19 protein-coding genes and 1 tRNA gene are annotated in these 16,813 nt (G+C 70.5%); 5 read left to right on the top strand and 15 right to left on the bottom strand.

The features are described 5' to 3' along the window. Positions 1-131 precede the first annotated feature (131 nt). The 3 genes from EER30_RS43450 to cmk form a co-directional block, all read right to left on the bottom strand. Positions 132-208: transfer RNA gene (locus EER30_RS43450), tRNA-Pro, on the bottom strand. A 49-nt stretch (positions 209-257) separates the two neighbouring features. Then, positions 258-1,637, bottom strand: coding sequence for a ribosome biogenesis GTPase Der (gene der / locus EER30_RS43445; protein WP_205650672.1), 1,380 nt, complete (start codon positions 1,635-1,637; stop codon positions 258-260). Between the two features lie 20 nt (positions 1,638-1,657). Next, positions 1,658-2,338, bottom strand: a complete 681-nt coding sequence (cmk, locus tag EER30_RS43440; RefSeq protein WP_127508164.1) for a (d)CMP kinase — start codon at positions 2,336-2,338, stop codon at positions 1,658-1,660. 109 nt (positions 2,339-2,447) lie between these two features. Here cmk and EER30_RS43435 point away from each other — a divergent pair, with 109 nt between their 5' ends. Next, complete coding sequence (locus EER30_RS43435) at positions 2,448-3,107, top strand: enoyl-CoA hydratase/isomerase family protein (RefSeq protein ID WP_127508162.1); 660 nt, start codon at positions 2,448-2,450, stop codon at positions 3,105-3,107. A 121-nt stretch (positions 3,108-3,228) separates the two neighbouring features. Here the strand turns inward: EER30_RS43435 and EER30_RS43430 are convergent, their stop codons facing one another. Then, positions 3,229-3,825: a TetR/AcrR family transcriptional regulator gene (locus EER30_RS43430; RefSeq protein WP_164842724.1), complete on the bottom strand. Its 597-nt coding sequence runs from the start codon at positions 3,823-3,825 to the stop codon at positions 3,229-3,231. A gap of 102 nt (positions 3,826-3,927) precedes the next feature. Here EER30_RS43430 and EER30_RS43425 point away from each other — a divergent pair, with 102 nt between their 5' ends. Further along, complete coding sequence (locus EER30_RS43425; protein ID WP_127508158.1) at positions 3,928-4,866, top strand: NADP-dependent oxidoreductase; 939 nt, start codon at positions 3,928-3,930, stop codon at positions 4,864-4,866. 97 nt (positions 4,867-4,963) lie between these two features. On the opposite strand, the gene EER30_RS43420 is transcribed toward EER30_RS43425, so the two are convergent. The 3 genes from EER30_RS43420 to EER30_RS43410 are packed head-to-tail and all read right to left on the bottom strand — an operon-like array spanning position 4,964 to position 8,332. Continuing rightward, positions 4,964-5,701, bottom strand: a complete 738-nt coding sequence (locus EER30_RS43420) for a pseudouridine synthase (RefSeq protein WP_127508156.1) — start codon at positions 5,699-5,701, stop codon at positions 4,964-4,966. Continuing rightward, positions 5,688-7,154 (bottom strand): SMC-Scp complex subunit ScpB, encoded by a 1,467-nt coding sequence (scpB, locus tag EER30_RS50135; protein WP_127508154.1) that lies wholly within the window; start codon positions 7,152-7,154, stop codon positions 5,688-5,690. The genes EER30_RS43420 and scpB overlap by 14 nt, the downstream gene beginning before the upstream one ends. Beyond that, positions 7,151-8,332, bottom strand: coding sequence for a segregation and condensation protein A (locus tag EER30_RS43410; protein ID WP_432417601.1), 1,182 nt, complete (start codon positions 8,330-8,332; stop codon positions 7,151-7,153). Before EER30_RS43410 ends, scpB begins: the two co-directional genes overlap by 4 nt. A gap of 205 nt (positions 8,333-8,537) precedes the next feature. Here EER30_RS43410 and EER30_RS43405 point away from each other — a divergent pair, with 205 nt between their 5' ends. Next, a complete protein-coding gene (locus tag EER30_RS43405) occupies positions 8,538-8,951 on the top strand; it encodes a nitroreductase/quinone reductase family protein (protein ID WP_127508152.1) in 414 nt (137 codons plus the stop codon). Positions 8,952-9,050: 99 nt separating this feature from the next. Here the strand turns inward: EER30_RS43405 and EER30_RS43400 are convergent, their stop codons facing one another. From EER30_RS43400 to EER30_RS43375, 6 genes are all read right to left on the bottom strand, one after another. Next, positions 9,051-9,350: a hypothetical protein gene (locus tag EER30_RS43400; protein ID WP_205650669.1), complete on the bottom strand. Its 300-nt coding sequence runs from the start codon at positions 9,348-9,350 to the stop codon at positions 9,051-9,053. Positions 9,351-9,498: 148 nt separating this feature from the next. Next, positions 9,499-10,167: a zinc metalloprotease gene (locus EER30_RS43395; protein ID WP_127508150.1), complete on the bottom strand. Its 669-nt coding sequence runs from the start codon at positions 10,165-10,167 to the stop codon at positions 9,499-9,501. A 4-nt stretch (positions 10,168-10,171) separates the two neighbouring features. Next, entirely contained in the window at positions 10,172-11,101 is a 930-nt protein-coding gene (locus tag EER30_RS43390) for a ParA family protein (protein WP_127508148.1), read from the bottom strand. A 153-nt stretch (positions 11,102-11,254) separates the two neighbouring features. Then, positions 11,255-12,166, bottom strand: a complete 912-nt coding sequence (locus EER30_RS43385) for a tyrosine recombinase (RefSeq protein WP_127508146.1) — start codon at positions 12,164-12,166, stop codon at positions 11,255-11,257. Then, the gene (gene ald, locus EER30_RS43380; RefSeq protein WP_127508198.1) at positions 12,163-13,278 is read right to left on the bottom strand and encodes an alanine dehydrogenase; all 1,116 of its coding nucleotides are present in this window, start codon (positions 13,276-13,278) and stop codon (positions 12,163-12,165) included. The genes EER30_RS43385 and ald overlap by 4 nt, the downstream gene beginning before the upstream one ends. A 119-nt stretch (positions 13,279-13,397) precedes the next feature. Next, positions 13,398-14,339: a helix-turn-helix transcriptional regulator gene (locus EER30_RS43375; RefSeq protein WP_205650671.1), complete on the bottom strand. Its 942-nt coding sequence runs from the start codon at positions 14,337-14,339 to the stop codon at positions 13,398-13,400. A gap of 60 nt (positions 14,340-14,399) precedes the next feature. Here EER30_RS43375 and EER30_RS43370 point away from each other — a divergent pair, with 60 nt between their 5' ends. Then, on the top strand, positions 14,400-15,071 hold the full coding sequence (locus EER30_RS43370) for an alpha/beta fold hydrolase (RefSeq protein WP_127508144.1): 672 nt from the start codon (positions 14,400-14,402) through the stop codon (positions 15,069-15,071). On the opposite strand, the gene EER30_RS43365 is transcribed toward EER30_RS43370, so the two are convergent. Together EER30_RS43365 and EER30_RS43360 are read right to left on the bottom strand one after the other, a co-directional pair. Beyond that, positions 15,072-15,311 carry a hypothetical protein gene (locus EER30_RS43365; RefSeq protein ID WP_127508142.1) on the bottom strand — a complete coding sequence of 80 codons (240 nt, stop codon included), beginning with the start codon at positions 15,309-15,311 and terminating at the stop codon, positions 15,072-15,074. It lies immediately after the preceding gene. A 4-nt stretch (positions 15,312-15,315) separates the two neighbouring features. Beyond that, entirely contained in the window at positions 15,316-16,059 is a 744-nt protein-coding gene (locus EER30_RS43360; protein ID WP_127508140.1) for a DeoR/GlpR family DNA-binding transcription regulator, read from the bottom strand. 58 nt (positions 16,060-16,117) lie between these two features. Here EER30_RS43360 and EER30_RS43355 point away from each other — a divergent pair, with 58 nt between their 5' ends. Continuing rightward, positions 16,118-16,813, top strand: a complete 696-nt coding sequence (locus EER30_RS43355; RefSeq protein WP_127508138.1) for an NUDIX domain-containing protein — start codon at positions 16,118-16,120, stop codon at positions 16,811-16,813.

Below are 16,813 nucleotides of genomic sequence, written 5' to 3'. Positions count from 1 at the left end.
CCATGGCAAGCCGCGGCCGTGACCGCGCCTGTGACCACAAGATCCACTAGAGCGATCTTGGTCATGCGACGTTCGTCCATTGAAAAAGCCGTTGACCAGGACTTTCGTCCTCGTCAACGGCTTGAAAAAGCTGGTCGGGCTGACAGGATTTGAACCTGCGACCCCTTGACCCCCAGTCAAGTGCGCTACCAAGCTGCGCTACAGCCCGCCGCCGCCCGGTTTTGCACCGCGCGGCAACTCGTACAGCCTAGCAAGACCTAACCGTGGGCCTTGCCCCGACCCCCCGGTCCTACCTTCTTGCGGGGCTTGACCGAGACCTCGATGGGGGAACCCTCGAAGCCGAACTCTTCGCGGAGTTTGCGCTCGATGAAGCGCAGGTACCCGGCGTCCAGCGGCTGGGTCGTGAAGAGGACGAAGCGTGGCGGGGCGACCCCGGCCTGGGTGGCGAAGAGGATGCGTGGCGCGCGCCCCCCTCGTACGGGGTGGGGGGTGGCCTGGGTCAGGGCGGTGAGCCACTGGTTCAGGGCGCCGGTGGGGATGCGCTGTTCCCAGGAGTTGAGGGCTCGACGCAGGGCGGGGGCCAGCTTGTCGACGGCTCGGCCGGTTTTGGCGGAGATGTTGACTCGGATGGCCCACGGGATGCGCTTGAGCTCGCGGTCGATCTCTTTGTCGAGATGGAGCCTGCGGTCCTCGTCGACCAGGTCCCACTTGTTGAAGGCGATCACCAGGCCGCGGCCGGCTTCGGTGACCTGGCTCAGGACGCGCTGGTCCTGCTCGGAGATGACCTCGGACGCGTCGAGGAGAACCACGGCGACCTCGGCCGCTTCGACCGCGCCCGCCGTACGCAGCGACGCGTAGTACTCCGTACCGGAGGCCTGGTTCACTCTTTTGCGCAGGCCGGCCGTGTCTACGAACTGCCAGGTGTCGCCGTCCATCTGGACGAGGCTGTCGACCGGGTCGACGGTGGTGCCGGCGACGGAGTCGACGACGGCGCGTTCTTCCTTGGACACCCGGTTGAGCAGGGACGACTTGCCTACGTTGGGGCGGCCGACGAGGGCTACCCGGCGGGGGCCGCGCGGGCCGTCCTCGATGATCGGCGGGGGTTCGGGCAGGGCCGACAGGATGTCGTCGAGCAGGTCGCCGGAGCCGCGGCCGTGCAGGGCCGAGATGGGGTGGGGCTCGCCCAGGCCGAGGGACCAGAGCGACACTGCTTCCATCTCGAGGGTCTGGTTGTCGGCCTTGTTGGCGACCAGGATGACCGGTTTGTGCGAGCGGCGCAGCATTTTGACCGCGGCCTCGTCGACGTCGGTGGCGCCTACGGACACGTCGACGACGAAGATGACCACGTCGGCGGTCTGTACGGCGATCTCGGCCTGGTTGGCGATGGCGGCGGCGCGGTCCTTGGCGTCCGGCTCCCAGCCGCCGGTGTCGACGACCGTGAAGCGCCGGCCGTTCCATTGAGCGTCGTAGGGAACCCGGTCGCGGGTCACCCCGGGCACGTCCTCAACCACCGCCTGGCGACGGCCGATGATGCGGTTGACCAGGGTTGATTTGCCGACGTTGGGGCGGCCGACGACGGCCACGACGGGCGCCGGACCGGCGTCCGGGTCCGCGGCGGACAGGAGGTCCGCGGACAGGAGGTCCGCGGGGAGCTCACTCACGATTTCACCTTGCTGTTCAGAAGATTCAAGAGGTAGGCGACGACCTCGTCGATGCCGATTCCGGTCGTGTCGACCTCGACGGCGTCGGAGGCCTGGCGCAGCGGGTCGACCGCGCGTGACGAGTCAAGCTTGTCACGCCGGGCCAGGTCGGCCTCGGTCGCGGCGACGTCGACGGCGTCCTCGGCGCTGCGGCGCTGGGCGCGGGCGGCCGACGACGCGGTCAGATAGACCTTGAGGTCGGCGCCGGGCGCGACGACGGAGGCGATGTCGCGGCCTTCGACGATGATGCGCGGGTGGGCGGCGATGATCGCCTGCTGGAGCGCGACCAGGTGTTTCCGCACGGAGGGCACGGCTGCGACGGCCGACACCGCCTGGGTGATCTCGGCGCCGCGGATGGGGGCGTCGACGTTCACGCCGTTGGCCGCGAAGTGGGGACCCGTGGGGTCGGTGCCGATCGACAGCTCGGTCTCCAGCGCGATCTTGGCGATCGCGGCGGGGTCGGTGAGGTCGACCTCGGCCTGGAGAACGGCCCAGGTCACGGCGCGGTACATCGCGCCGGTGTCGAGGTAGACGCCGTCGATCCTGGTGGCGAGCCGCCGGGACACGGTGGACTTGCCGGACCCGGAGGGGCCGTCGACCGCGACCACACACTTCTCCGGCCGTACTTCTTCCGCCACCGTTCCTCCTGAGTTTGCCCGCCCGACCAACCCTCCCATTGTGCCCGTCTCCCCGAACAGCGGCGAACTAGGGTATGTTACCGGTCAGTAGCCACGGAGGGAGTCGTCCATGCCCACCCTCGAGCGCCACGACGCCGTGTTCGTCCTCGATCTCGGCGACGGCGAGAACCGCTTCCACCCCGACTGGCTCACCGAGATCGAATCGCTGATCGACGAGATCCAGCTCAAGGACGAGCCGCGCGCACTGGTCACCAAGGCGACCGGCAAGTTCTGGTCGAACGGGCTCGATCTCGAATGGCTCTTCGCTCATCCCGAGCAGTACACCGCGTACGGCGTACGCGTGCAGGCTCTTCTCTCTCGCGTGCTGACCCTGCCGTTCGTGACCGTCGCCGCACTTCAGGGGCATACGTTCGCCGCCGGCGCCATGCTGTCGCTCGCCCACGACCTGCGAATAATGCGCGTCGACCGCGGATTCTGGTGCCTGCCCGAGGCCGACATCAACATCCCGTTCACGCCCGGAATGTCGGCCCTGATCCAGTCGCGACTGACCCCGCAGACCGCGCACGAAGCCATGATCACGGCCCGTCGCTTCGGCGGCGAAGAGGCGCGATCCCGGCAGATCGTCGATCAGGACGTCCCCGAAGCCGACGTCCTCAGCACGGCGATCGCCCTGGCCGCGGCCCACGTCGCCAAGGCCGGCCCCACCCTCGAAACGATCAAGAGCCGCCTCTACGCCCCGGTCATCGAAGCGTTGACCAGTCTCGATTGAACAGCGAACGTACGCCTCGTCGGGCCGGACAACCGCAATGGCGCGAACTCCGCCTTCGGCGGCTGCCGCGGCGACCCGGGTGCGACACCGGGCCGTAGCGCCCGACCGGCCCGGATCGTGGTCAGACCGCCGGGGACGGATGCGCCAGCGGGTGGGCACCCTCGGGCCGCAGGCCGTCGAAGATGATGCCCAGATAGCGGCGCCACAGATCCGGGTCGGCGTCGGGGACGAAGCTGACGACGTGGTTCGGCGCGCACATCAGCAGGATCACGTCCATGCCGGCGACGTCCTGGCGTACGGCTCCGGCCGCTTTCGCGCGATCGACCAGGGCGATGATGGCCGTGAAGAGCTCGGACCGCGCGCCGTCGAGCCGCTCGTTCACGCCGGCGGCGTCGCGCAGGAATGACAGGTCGAGTTGCTGCTGGTGACCGGCGGCCGCGTCCATGAACTCGAGCAGCGCCAGCCCGGGGTCGTCCGCGTCGAGCAGCGAGACGGCGAGCGCGGCCAGGCCTTCGACGCGGTCGTGGACGATCGCCGCGATCAGGTCGTCCTTGCTCGGGAAGTGCCGGAACACCGTGCCTTTGCCGATGCCGGCGCGATGCGCGATGTCGGCCACGGACGCGTCGAGGCCCCGCTCGGCGAACTCGGCGGCGGCCGCTTCCAGCAACGCCCTGCGGTTGCGGGCGGCGTCGGCGCGCAGGGGGCGATCGAGGGTCACGAGAACAAGATTAACAAGTTGACCGCCCGGTCCGGTTAGCACTAACATGACCGCACGGTCCGCTTGGAAGGAACAGCCCATGAGAACGTGGATGGAACGCTCATGAGGGCAGTCGCCGCCTCCGGTTACGGCCCACCCGAGAGCTTCACCCTCGCCGACCTGCCCGTGCCCGAGCCGGGTCCCGGTCAGATTCAGGTACGCATCAGGGCCGCCTCGATCAACCCCGGCGACCTCGTCATCCCGAGCGGCGCCTACCGCGCGCAGGCCCCGCTGACGTTCCCCCACGTCCCCGGCAACGACTTCGCCGGCACCGTCACCGCCGTCGGCGACGACGTCACCGCGTTCCGCACAGGCGACGAGATCTTCGGTCACGCGGTCCCTCGTGCCCTCGAAGCGATGGCCGGCGCTCATCCGTCGATGACCACGGGCACCCTGGCCGAGTTCGCCGTCTTCGAGGCCGCCACGCCGTTCCTGGCCCACCGCCCGCCGGGCCTGAGCCCCACCGACGCGGCCGCCCTGCCCACCGCTGGGCTCACCGCGCGGGCCCTGCTGGCCACCACCCAGCCCCAGCCGAGCGAGAGAGTCCTCGTCATCGGGGCTACCGGCGGCGTCGGCACCACGGTGCTGCCCCTGCTGAAACACGCCGACGTCATCGCTACCGGCCGCCCCGCCGACGAAGACCTGCTCCGCCGGCTGGGCGCGACCACGGTGATCGACTACGACGACTACCCCACCGGCGTCGATCTCGCGATCAATCTGGTCCTGCCCAGCGACCAGCTCAAGGCAGTGGCGGCCGCGGTGAGGCCCGGCGGCCGCCTGTTCACGATCACGTTCCCGCCGCCGCGTCCCGAGATGATCGACCGTGACGACATCCGCTTCGAGCTGGTTCTCGACCTCGACGGCCGTTTCGGTGGCATGGCTGAGGTGGCCGGCTTGAGCCCGACGATCGCCGCGATCTACCCGCTCGACGACGCCGTTCAGGCCCTCACCGACTTCGCTCGCCGGCACACCGTCGGCAAGCTGGTTGTGACGATGTCCTGAGCAGTCGGTCCTGGTGCGAGAGCGGGCGGTCGCACGATCAGAAACGACGAACGGCTTCGGGCGCGCGCCCAAAGCCGTTCGTCACAGCAAGAGAAGATCAGTCGCCGGCGGCCTTGAACAGCGCCGCGACCTCGGCGTTCGACAGGTGCCGGAAGCCGCCGGGGCGCAGGTCGCCGAGGCGGACCGGGCCGACCGCGGTGCGGATCAGGCGCGTCACCGGGTGGCCGACCTCTTCCATCATGCGGCGCACGATGTGCTTGCGGCCCTCGTGCAGCACGATCTCGACCTGGGCGGTCTTGCCCAGCGCGCCGACCATCTTGAACGAGTCGGCCTTGGCCGGGCCGTCCTCGAGCTCGACGCCGCCGAGCAGTTGGCGGCCGACGTTGCGCGGGAGCGGGCCGTTGATGACCTCGGCCAGATAGGTCTTCTGAATCTCGTAGCGCGGGTGGGTGAGCTTGTTGGTCAGCTCCCCGTCGTTGGTGATCAGCAGCAGGCCCTCGGAGTCGGCGTCGAGCCGGCCCACGTGGTAGAGCCGCTGACCGAACTGGCCCACGAAGTCGGCGAGTTCCGTGCGGCCCTTCTCGTCGTCGAGCGTCGACACGACACCGCGCGGCTTGTTCAGCGCGATGTAGACCAGTTTGGTGTCGGTGATGACCCGCTGCCCGTCCACGAGGATCTCGGCACTGGTGGGGTCGACCTTGTCGCCCAGCTTGGCGATCTTGCCGTTGACCGTCACGCGCCGCTTGAAGATCAGGTCTTCGCAGGCGCGGCGGGATCCAACACCGGCCGCCGCCAGGACTTTCTGGAGGCGTTCGGCGGTGTCAGCCTGAGGCATCGAGTACTTCTTCCACGTCGTCGGGCAGGAACGGGGCCAGCGGGGGCAACTGGTCGACCGAATTGAGGCCGAGCTTCTCGAGGAACAGGCCCGTCGTGCGATACAGGTGTGCCCCGGTTTCGCTCTCGGTGCCGCATTCCTCGATGAGGCCGCGAGTGACAAGCGTACGCATGACCCCGTCGCAGTTCACACCGCGGATGGCGCTGATCCTCGACCGGGTCACCGGCTGCTTGTAGGCGACTACGGCCAGTGTCTCCAGCGCCGCCTGGGTCAGCCGCACAGACTGCCCGTCGAGAACGAACCGTTCGACGTAGGCCGCGTATTCCGGACGCGTGTAGAGACGCCAGCCACCCGCGACCCGCCGCAGGTCGAAGCCGTGCCCGGCCGCCGTGTAGCGGGCCGACAGATCGTCGAGCATGTCGGCGACGCGCTCGGTCGGCTGCTCGAGGATCTGCGCGAGCTGCAGCTCGGCGACCGGCTCGTCGACCACCAGCATGATCGCCTCGAGCGCACCCGCGAGCTCGGCGTCGTCGGTCAACCCCGGCAGATCAATTTCCGCCGCACGGGTCTCCGCCTCGGCAACCGCGACGGCGGGCTGGGCGGCCCGGCGCGTCTGCCCGGGCACGGCCGCCTCGGGCGTGACGAGAGCGGCGAAGGCGGGCGCGTCAGCGGCGAAGGCGGGCACGTCGGCGGTAGCGAAGGCCGGCACCTCGGCGGCGGAGAGCCCGGGGTCGTCCGGGATGTCGGGCACGTCCGGGTCGTCGGGCTGGAGCGGGTCGTCGTTGTCGTCGGCGATCCTCTCCAGTTCGTCCTCGTCGATGTCGTCGTCCTCGGTGCTGTCGGCGCCGTCCTGCGAGCGCGACACCGGCACCTCGGCGGCGACCGGCAGGTCCATCTCGCCGTCGTCGCTGACGTCGTCGTCGGCGGCCTGATCGAAGACGTCACCGGCGTCGTCGCCGTCGGGTGGCAGCGGCGCGTCGACCGGCGACCCCGGCTCGTCCTCGTCGGCGGCCTCGACCGCGTCCTCGATGGCGTCGGGCAGCGGCAGCTCAGGCCCCGGCGCGACGTCGACCGGGTTCTGCTCGGCCGGGTCGACCGGCTCGTCGACCCCCGCGGGCTCCGGGTCAGCCGCATCGACCGGCTCCTCGACCCCTGCGGGCTCCGGGTCAGCCGCGTCGACCGGCTCGTCCGCCTCCGCGGGTTCGGGGTTGGGCCCTTCGAACGCGGGGTCGAAGTCGTCATCGTCGTCCGACAGTCCCGACTCGTCGATCGACTCGGTGTCGGACGGCGCGTCGTAGGCCGGACCCGAGTCGGCCGCTCCCCCGCCGGCGCGTGCCTCCTCTTCGGCCGCGGCCTGAAAATCGCGGTCGGGCGTACGCGGCGCCCGCTCCCACGGTGGCACCCACGCAGCCGCCTGCGCCGCCAGCGAATCGGCCCGCTCGTCGTTGCTCACGATCGTTCCTCCGCGTCGTCTTCCTCGCCAAGTTCTTCGGCCGCGTCGTCATCGGCCCGGGCGGCCGGCTCTGTAATACCCTGCTCAGCCTCTTCGGCACCCTCGTCGTCGGGCTCCGCCGGTTCGGCCGGTTCCGGGGCGTCGGGGTCGGCGGCCGGGTCGGGCTTGGAGCCCTCGTAGTCGTCGATGTCGAGGTCGGCGTCGGGGGTGTCGCCGCCGATCCAGCGGACGGTCAGCTCGTCGAGGGAGACGGGCTGTTCGAAGTCGATCAGGCCCTCGCGGTAGAGCTCGAGCAGGGCCAGGAAGCGCGCGACCACTTCGAGGGTGTTGTCGCAGTCGGCGACCAGCAGGCTGAACGTGGCCTGGCCGGCGCGGCGCAGGCGGTCGCGCAGCAGGGCCGCGTGTTCGCGCACGCTGACCCGCACCTGGTGGATGTGCGCGATCGACACCTGCGGCGGGCCGGGCTTGGGGGCGAACTGCTTGAGCGCCAGCTTGAACAGCCGTTCGGGCCCGACACCGAGCACCAGGTCGGGCAGCGCCTCGGCGTACCGCGGCTCCATCGACACGGCCCGCGGCCAGCGGCGCATGCCGGTGCTTTCGAGATCCATGATGTGGGCGGCGGCCTCTTTGTAGGCCTTGTATTGCAGCAGCCGGGCGAAGAGCAGGTCGCGCGCCTCGAGGAGAGCGAGGTCTTCCTCGTCTTCGACGTCGGCGGCGGGCAGCAGCCGGGCCGCCTTGAGGTCGAGCAGCGTGGCCGCGACCAGCAGGAACTCGCTGGCCTCGTCGAGATCCCAGTCGTCGCCCATCGCGCGGATGTAGGCGATGAAATCGTCGGTCACCTGGTGGAGCGCGACCTCGGTGACGTCGAGCTTGTGTTTGCCGATGAGCTGCAGCAGCAGGTCGAACGGGCCGGTGAAGTTGTCGAGCCGCACGAGGAACTTGCTGTCGTCGATCGGGTTGCCCTCGGCGTCGACCGCCACCCCGTCGACGGGGACCGGAGCCGCAGCGGGATCGGCGTCGTCGAGAGTGCCCGCAGCCTCGGCCGAGGCGGGCGCTGCGGGCGCGGCGTCGTCGGCGGGGGCCTGCGCGGACGCGGACGCCCCGGCGGGCGGGTGGGTCGACTCTTCGGGCACGAACTGACCGTAGACCACGGCTCCGACAACCTGCTCCCGCCTCACAGGTCACTCCCATCGCTCTGATGATCAACGCCGGAGTGGGGCCGGGGTGACTGGCAGAAACCGTCATTTTGCCGGATGTGCGAGCACCAGAAGGGCGGTTGCGGGAGCGGTGGAAACGATGGCACCGGAAGCGGCGCGTCTCAGGGGCGGCGAGACCGGTCACCGTCCACGGTAGGTATTTTCACCGTCAACTAGTGTTCTGATCATGGCATCGTTCAATGACACGATCATCGAGAACTTCCGGGCCAACGCCGGCGTGCTCGGCGGCCACTGGGAGAACAAGGAAACCCTCCTGCTGCACACGCCCGGCCGCAAGACCGGCAAGGTCACCATCAACCCGCTCGTCGCGGCCCCCGACGGCACCTCGTACGTCCTCTGCGGCAGCGCGGGCGGCGCCGACAAGGAGCCGGCGTGGCTCACCAACCTCGAGGCGCTCGAGGGCCCGGTCACGATCGAGCTGGGCACGGAGACCCTGAAGGCCGACCACAAGGTCGTCCGCCCCGGCGACGCCGACTGGGACCGTCTCTACGGCCTGTGGCGCGCCTACTGGCCCGACGCGGCCGACTACGAGACCAAGACCGACCGTAAGTTCCCGGTCGCGGTCATCACCGTCGCCTGACGAGCACGAAGCACGAGGAACACGAAGCACGAGGAACACGGAAGAAAGACCGAGGAGCGGCCCGAGAACGGGCCGCTCCTCCCCCGAACACGGTCCCGATCAGGCCGCGAGAGCCAGAGCGACCGGAGTAGAGGCCGGCGTGGAAACCGGCGACAGGACGGACGAGCGGTCGTACACGCTCAGAACCACGCTGCGAGCCCAGCGCATCCGCACGACGGCGGTCTCCGGATAATCTCCGTACGCCGCGGCGAGCTCGGCGACGCATCCCCGGGTGCCGCCGCGGGTGCGGACGGCCGCGGCGATGGCGGTTTCCACGAGGGCGACGCTGGGCCGGCTTCCGGCGGGCAGGTCGCTGACGAAAAGGGCGGCGGCGCGGGCGGCGAGCATCTGGCTTCGCATCTCGATCATCTCCGGTGGCGGGACGATGCTGGTGGTTGAGAAACGTCGAATCAGCGGAACGAGTTCAGAGTGCGCCCTGGCGGCCACAGATCGCCTCCAGGTTTCCACCGGAGGCACGAATCCGGGATTTCCCCGAGTCCGCCCGAGATCAGCCCCAGACGCGGACGAAGACGAGGCCGAGCAGGTTGAGGATCTGCAGCAGGAACGGGTAGCCGAACGGGAAGATGCAGAGGATCAGCAGCACGAGGACGCCGATGTTCTTGTCCTCGAACCACAGTCGCATCCACTGCATGCCGCGGCCGGGCCTGGTCAGCGCGTTGTGGAGGATGCCGAAGCCGTCGAGCGGCGGGATCGGGATCAGCGCGAGCAGTCCGAAGCAGAGCAGCCCGACGGCCAGCGAGAGCAGGATCTGTTCGCCGGCCGGCAGCGCGACGCCGAGGAGCACGTCGGCCGGTCCGATGAGCGACAGAAGATTGTCCGGGTACGCCAGCCGGTAGATCAGCAGCAGCACCTGCGAGGCGACGATGCACAGCACCGGGCCGGCCGCGAAGACCGCGATGGCCTTGCCGCGGCCGTGGTAGCGGGGCACGTCGTCGACCGTGAGCATCTTGCCCCAGCCCATGCCGCCGATCGCCGCGGCGACGGCGCCGAACGGGTCGACGTCTTCGCGCAGCCGCGGGACGACCGACTCGCGCCGGTCGGACAGGCGCAGGGTGCGGGAGGTCAGCCGGATGGCGACGGCGCGCAGCACGAGCGCGAGCAGGAACGAGAGGACCAGGGCGACGAAGGCCACCGGTTCACCGAGGGCGTAGAGCACAGGGTCAGCCGCGCTCGACCTTGGCGGCGATGACCTCGCGGGCCAGCTGCCGATAGTTGCGGGCGCCCGAGGAGGCCGGGTCGAGGCTGGTGATCGGGGAGCCGGCCACGGTGGACTCGGGGAACTTGACCGTCTTGGTGATGACCGTCTGGTAGACCTTGTCGCCGAACGCCTCGACCACGCGCTGCAGCACCTGGCGGCAGTGGGTGGTGCGGGAGTCGTACATGGTGGCGAGGATGCCTTCGAGCTCGAGGTCGAAGTTGAGCCGTTCGCGCACCTTGTCGATCGTGTCGAGCAGCAGGGCCACGCCGCGCAGGGAGAAGAACTCGCACTCGAGCGGGATGAGCACGCCGTGGGCGATGGTGAGCGCGTTGATCGCGAGCAGGCCCAGCGAGGGCTGGCAGTCGATCAGGATGAAGTCGTATTCCTTGCGCACCGAGCGCAGCGCCCGGGCCAGGGCCATCTCGCGGGCGACCTCGTTGACCAGCTGGATCTCGGCCGCCGACAGGTCGATGTTGGCCGGCAGCAGGTGCAGGCCGGCGACGTCGGTCTTGATGATGACGTCTTCGGTGGCGACGTCGTCCTGCATGAGCAGGTTGTAGACGCTCAGGTCGAGGTTGTGCGGGTTGACGCCGAGGCCGACCGAGCAGGCGCCTTGCGGGTCGAAGTCGACGAGCAGGACCTTGCGACCGTATTCGGCCAGCGCGGCGCCGAGGTTGATCGTCGTGGTCGTCTTGCCGACGCCGCCCTTCTGGTTGGCCAGGGCGATGATGCGCGCGGGACCGTGCCGGTCGGTGGGCATCGGCTCGGGGATCGGGCGGCGCATCGTGTAGGCCGTGGGGTCGGCGGGGCCGAGGTCGGCGCCCAGGTCGAGGGAGCCCTGCTGCTCGCGGAGCGCGCTGGTCCAGGCTTCCGCCCGATCGTTGACCGCCATGACCTTTTTTCGCCCCCTCCCGACCCGTCAGCTTCCCCCGGTGATTTTTGTTTTCCGCCGCGGGATTGCTCAGTCGATGCCCGACTGTACGCCACGCCTGCCGCACTTCCGGGGTCAGCCATCGGCGTGTCGCGCCTATGGGTGCGCAGCTTCTTAACGAGCGCGGGGGTGCGCGGTCGCGTAGACCTCGCGAAGTCGGTCGACGGTGACCAGCGTGTACACCTGCGTGGTGGTCACCGACGCGTGCCCCAGCAACTCCTGCACGACCCGCACGTCGGCGCCCCCGTCGAGCAGGTGGGTGGCGTACGAGTGCCGCAAAGTGTGCGGGCTCACCGCGTGCGGCCCTTCGACCGGGAGCCCGGCCGACGAAGCGGCGCGGTGCAGGATCGTCCACGCGCTCTGCCGCGACAGCCGGCCGCCCCGCGCGTTGAGGAAGATCGCGGGCGTCCCCTTCCCCTTGGCCGCGAGCGCGGGCCTCCCCCGTACGAGATAGGCCCCTAACGCGGCCTTGGCGTAGCCCCCGACGGGAACGAGCCGGGTGCGGCCGCCTTTGCCGTGCAAGATCGCGGCGGGGTCGTCACCGAGTTCGAGGTCGTCGATCGCGGCGCCGACGGCCTCGGAGATGCGCGCGCCGGTGCCGTACAGGAATTCGAGCAGTGCCTTGTCGCGCAGGCCCAGCGGGCTGTCTTCGGCGACGGCCAGCAGGCGGGTCACCTGGTCGACGTCGAGGGCCTTGGGCAGGCGTTTGGGGGGCGCGGGCGGGCGTACCGCGGCGGCCACGTCGACGGCGACCAGGCCCTCCCGCGTCGCGAAACGGTGGAGACCTCGTACGGCGCTGATCGCCCGGGCCGCCGTGGCCGAGGCCAGACCGTCGGCGCGCAGGGCCGCCAGGTGGCCGCTGACCTGGGCGGCGCTCACCGCGGCGAGATCGTCGATCCCGTCCTCGGCGAGCGCCTGCGCGTAACGGTCGAGGTCGCGGCGGTAGGACATGAGGGTGTTGCGCGACAGCCCACGCTCGACGGTGAGATGGTCGAGATAGGCCTGGATGACGCGCCGCACCGTCAGTTCACCACGTCGGCCAGGTCGAGTGTCCGCATGCCGTGCGCCTCCGCGACCGGTCCGTAGGTGACGTGCCCGTCGAACGTGTTCAGACCCAGACCGAGCGCGTGGTCGGATCTCAGGGCGTCGCGCCAGCCCAGGTTGGCCAGTTCCAGAGCGTACGGCAGGGTGACGTTCGTCAGTGCGTAGGTGCTCGTGTGCGGCACCGCGCCCGGCATGTTCGCCACGCAGTAGAACAGCGACTGGTGCACCTGGTAGACGGGGTCGGCGTGGGTGGTGGGACGCGAGTCCTCGAAGCAGCCGCCCTGGTCGATGGAGATGTCGACGAGCACGCTGCCCGGTTTCATGCGCGACACGAGCTCGTTGGAGACCAGGTTGGGCGCCTTGGCCCCGGGCACGAGCACGGCCCCGATGACCAGGTCGGCGTCGAGGACGGCCTTCTCGATCTCGTACGCGTTCGAGGCGACGGTCTGTAGGTGTCCGCGGTAGTCGGCGTCGGCGGCGCGCAGCCGGGCGATGTTGCGGTCGAGCACCAGGATCTCGGCCTGCATGCCCAGCGCGATCGCGGCGGCGTTCATGCCCGAGACGCCGGCGCCGATGACCACGACCTTGGCCGCGTAGACCCCCGGCACGCCGCCCATGAGCACGCCGCGCCCGCCCCCCGACCGCATCAGGTGGTACGCCCCCACCTGTGGGGCGAGGCGGCCGGCGACCTCACTCATCGGCGCCAGCAGCGGCAGTGAGCGGTCGGGCAGTTCGACCGTCTCGTACGCGATGCCGGTGACCCGGCGGTCGAGGAGCGCGTCGGTGCACTCCTTGGACGCGGCCAGGTGCAGGTAGGTGAAGAGCACCTGGCCGGGGCGCATGCGCGGGTACTCCTCGGCGATCGGTTCCTTGACCTTGAGGATGAGCTCGGCCGCGGCCCACACGTCGTCGGCCGTGGCGAGGATGGTCGCGCCGGCCGCGACGTAGTCACCATCGGTTATCGACGACCCGGTGCCCGCGCCCGCCTGCACGAACACCTCGTGCCCGGCCCGGCGGAACTCGTACACCCCCGCGGGCGTGATGGCCACGCGGAACTCGTTGTTCTTGACCTCGCTGGGAATGCCGACCTTCATGGCAGCCGACACCGTCCTTTCTCAACGCTGAGTGACGATCCCAGGCCGCCCGCGGGCCGCCCTGCCGAAGACTACTCCGCGAGCTATACCTATTGACCGGTTTGTCGGCGAAGGGCGGTTCAGGAGATCGCGGCGGCGAAGCGGGCGGCCACCTCGGCGACGGCCTCGCGCAGCTCGGGGCCCTCCTCGACGGTGAACGGGATCGGGATGGCGGCCAGCCACTCGGCGGCGTACATGCGGGGGTTGCTCGTCGCCCCGACCAGAACGCACCGGTCGTCCTCGAGTGAAAGGCGGCCCATCGGCGGACGGATCCACGGGGCGACCCGCTCGGGCGGAGCGTGGAAGACGACGCGTGTCGGGTAGCGCCAGCCTGCCCCGAGGTTCTGTTCGAGGGCGGCGACCGGGTCGAGATCGCCGGGCGGGGTGAAGCTGTGCGGGGTCGTCCGGACGGCGCGGATACGGTCGATGCGGTACGTGCGGATCGCGTCGGCGCGGTGCGAATGGCACAGCAGGTACCAGCGGCCGAACCGCACGACGACGGCCCACGGGTCGACCTCGGCGTCCCACTGCTCGCCGCCTTCGCTGCGATAGGTGACCACGACCCGGCGGTGCTCGGCGCACGCGGCGACCAGCGAGCTGGTGGTGGCCGGGTCGGCACGCGCGGCCTTGCGGTCGGGGGCGGCCGACGCGTTCGCCCGCAGCGCCGCCGCCTGCCGGCCGATCCCCTCGGGCAACGCGCGGATGACCTTGCTGAGCGCGGCCCCGACCAGGTCGTCGGCGTCGATCGCGGCGGGCTGGCCGTCGAGCACGGCCATGACCAGGCCGAGCGCCTGCTCCTCGGTGAACACGACCGGGGGCAGCCGCGTGCCGCGGCCCAGGCGATAGCCCCCGTACGGCCCGCGGACCGCCTCGACCGGGACGCCGGCCTCGCGCAGGATGCCGACGTAGCGCCGCGCGGCGCGCTCGGTCACGCCGAGCTGCTCGGCGAGCTGGGCGGCGGTGGTGCCGGGGCGGGCCTGCAGGATCTCGAGCGTACGCAGGGCGCGGGCCGTCGGACTCAGAGGCACATCGATCACCGTACCGGAAGCGGAACGTCCGGAATGGGTTCTAGGTTGTTGGCCATGACTGCAGAACAGATCGTGCTCGCGGGCGGGCTGTGGCTCGACGATTCGGTGTGGGACGCCGTGGTGTCCGAACTGGACGGGCTGGGCCGGACGGCGGTGCCGGTGGCCCTGCCCGCCGGCGCGACGGCGACACTGGACGACCAGGTGGCCGCGGTGCTGGCCGCCGTCGACGCGAGCCCCGGGAAGTCGGTCGTGGTGGGGCACTCGGCGGCCTGCACGCTGGCCTGGCTGGCGGCCGACGCGCGACCCGAGCGGGTGTCCACGGTGGTGCTGATCGGCGGCTTCCCGAACGGCGACGGGCAGGCGTACGCCGACTTCTTCCCGATCGAGGACGGCGCCATGCCGTGGCCGGGGTGGGAGCCGTTCGAGGGGCCCGACTCGGCCGACCTCGACGAGCAGGCGCGCGCGGAGTTCACGCGCCGGGCCGTCCCGGTGCCGGAGGGCGTCGCGAAAGGCGTCGTCCGGCTGCGCGACGAGCGGCGGTACGACGTACCCGTCGTCTTAATCTGCCCCGAATTCACGCCCGCGCAGGCCCGCGAGTGGATCGCGTCGGGCGACCTGCCCGAGCTGGCCGGGGTCAAGCAGCTCGACCTGGTCGACCTCGACTCGGGCCACTGGCCGATGCTGACCAGGCCGGCCGAGCTGGCCGCCCTGCTCGCGAAGCTCTGATCAGCCGGCCGCCCAGCGCACGATCTCGGAGCGTGAGGTGGTCGTGCGGTCCTCGAGCACCTCGCCGTCGCGGACGACCGTCCAGTGGTAGAGGCCGTCGGCGTCGACCGTGATGAACGGGCGGCCGGTGTCGTCCGGCTCGAAGCCGACGTCGGCGCCGAGCCGGGCCAGCTCGGCGCGCAGCACGTCGAGGCCCGCCTCGGACTGGCCGGGGCCCGCGTCGCGGCGGAAGAGCTTCACGTCGTCAACGGTAGATCGGAACACCGAGCCGGGCCAGCTCGGGATCGTCCTCGGGCACGTCGGTGATCACGCCGGCCACCTCGGCCAGCGGCAGCACCACGTACGGCGAGGCGGCGCCGATCTTCTCGGAGCTGGCCATCACGTACGTCTCGGCGGCGCGCGACGCGAGGGTGCGCTTCATCGCGGCCTCGTCGGCGTCGCCGGTGGTCAGCCCGGCCTCGTGGTGCACTCCGGTGACGCCGAGCAGGAACAGGTCGGCGCTGACCAGCCGGGCGGCCTCGGCGGCGGCCGCTCCGCTGGTGACGGCCGAGTGCTTGAAGAGGCGGCCGCCGAGCACGAGCACCTCGACGCTCGGATGGCTCACCAGGGCGGCGGCGACGGTCACGCTGTGGGTGACGATCGTGGCCGGCAGGTCGGCGGGCAGCGCGCCGGCCACGGCGAGCGCGGTCGTGCCGCCGTCGAGCAGCACCGTCATGCCGGGGCGGATCAGCGACGCGGCCACCAGCGCGACCCGCTTCTTGCTGTCGGGGGCCACCGCGGTGCGCGTCGCGTAGTCGGCGGCCGCCGGTGCGGCGGGCAGCGCTCCGCCGTACACCCGCTGGCACAGGCCGGCCGCGGCCATCTCGCGCAGATCGCGGCGGATCGTGTCTTCGGCGATGCCGAGCTCGAACGCGAAGTCCTTGGCCACGATCTTGCCCTCGGCACTCAACCGACCCAGCAGAAGATCACGACGTTCGGCCGGCAGCATCCGCGTTTCTCCTTGTTGTTGTCGACTCTTGCACGTTTCGTGGGTAGCGTAGCGCAGCATGACCGATCTCGCCCGCCCCGGAATCGACCACCCTTCTCGCCCCGGCCTGGATGCCCCCGACCACCGTGGCCGCACCGGCCTCGACCAGGCCGGACGTGACCTCACCGGCAATCCCGACGTGGTGATCCGCGACGTCGAACTGCTCGCCGCCGCGTGGCACGTGCTGCGCCGCACGACCTATGACTACCGGCATCGCGACGGCCGCTGGACGACCGAGCAGCGGGAGACATACGACCGGGGTGACGGCGCGACGATCCTGCTCTACAACGCGGAAAACCGGACAGTCCTGTTGACCCGGCAGTTCCGCTACCCGGTCTACGTCAACGGCCACCCCGACGGGATGCTCGTCGAGGCCGCAGCCGGGCTGCTCGACGACGACGATCCGGCCAGCGCGATCCGGCGCGAGGCGACCGAGGAACTGGGGGTGACGGTCGGCGAGCTGCAGCCCGTGTTCGGTGTGTGGATGAGCCCGGGTTCGGTCACCGAACGTCTGCACTTCTACGCCGCGCCCTACACGGCGGCCGACCGTACGGGTCCTGGCGGCGGCGTGGCCGACGAGGGCGAGGACATCGAGGCGGTCGAGCTCGACTTCGACGATGCCCTGCGCCGGACCCTCGACGGCCGCATCGCCGACGCCAAGACGATCATGCTGCTGCAGTGGGCCGCCCTGCACGGCCCGTTTCGCGATTGCTGA

It is taken from the genome of Actinoplanes solisilvae (assembly GCF_003999975.1).
Taxonomy (GTDB): domain Bacteria; phylum Actinomycetota; class Actinomycetes; order Mycobacteriales; family Micromonosporaceae; genus Actinoplanes; species Actinoplanes solisilvae.
Note: the sequence above shows the minus strand (reverse complement) of the source record. Positions and strands in the feature narration are given on the sequence as shown.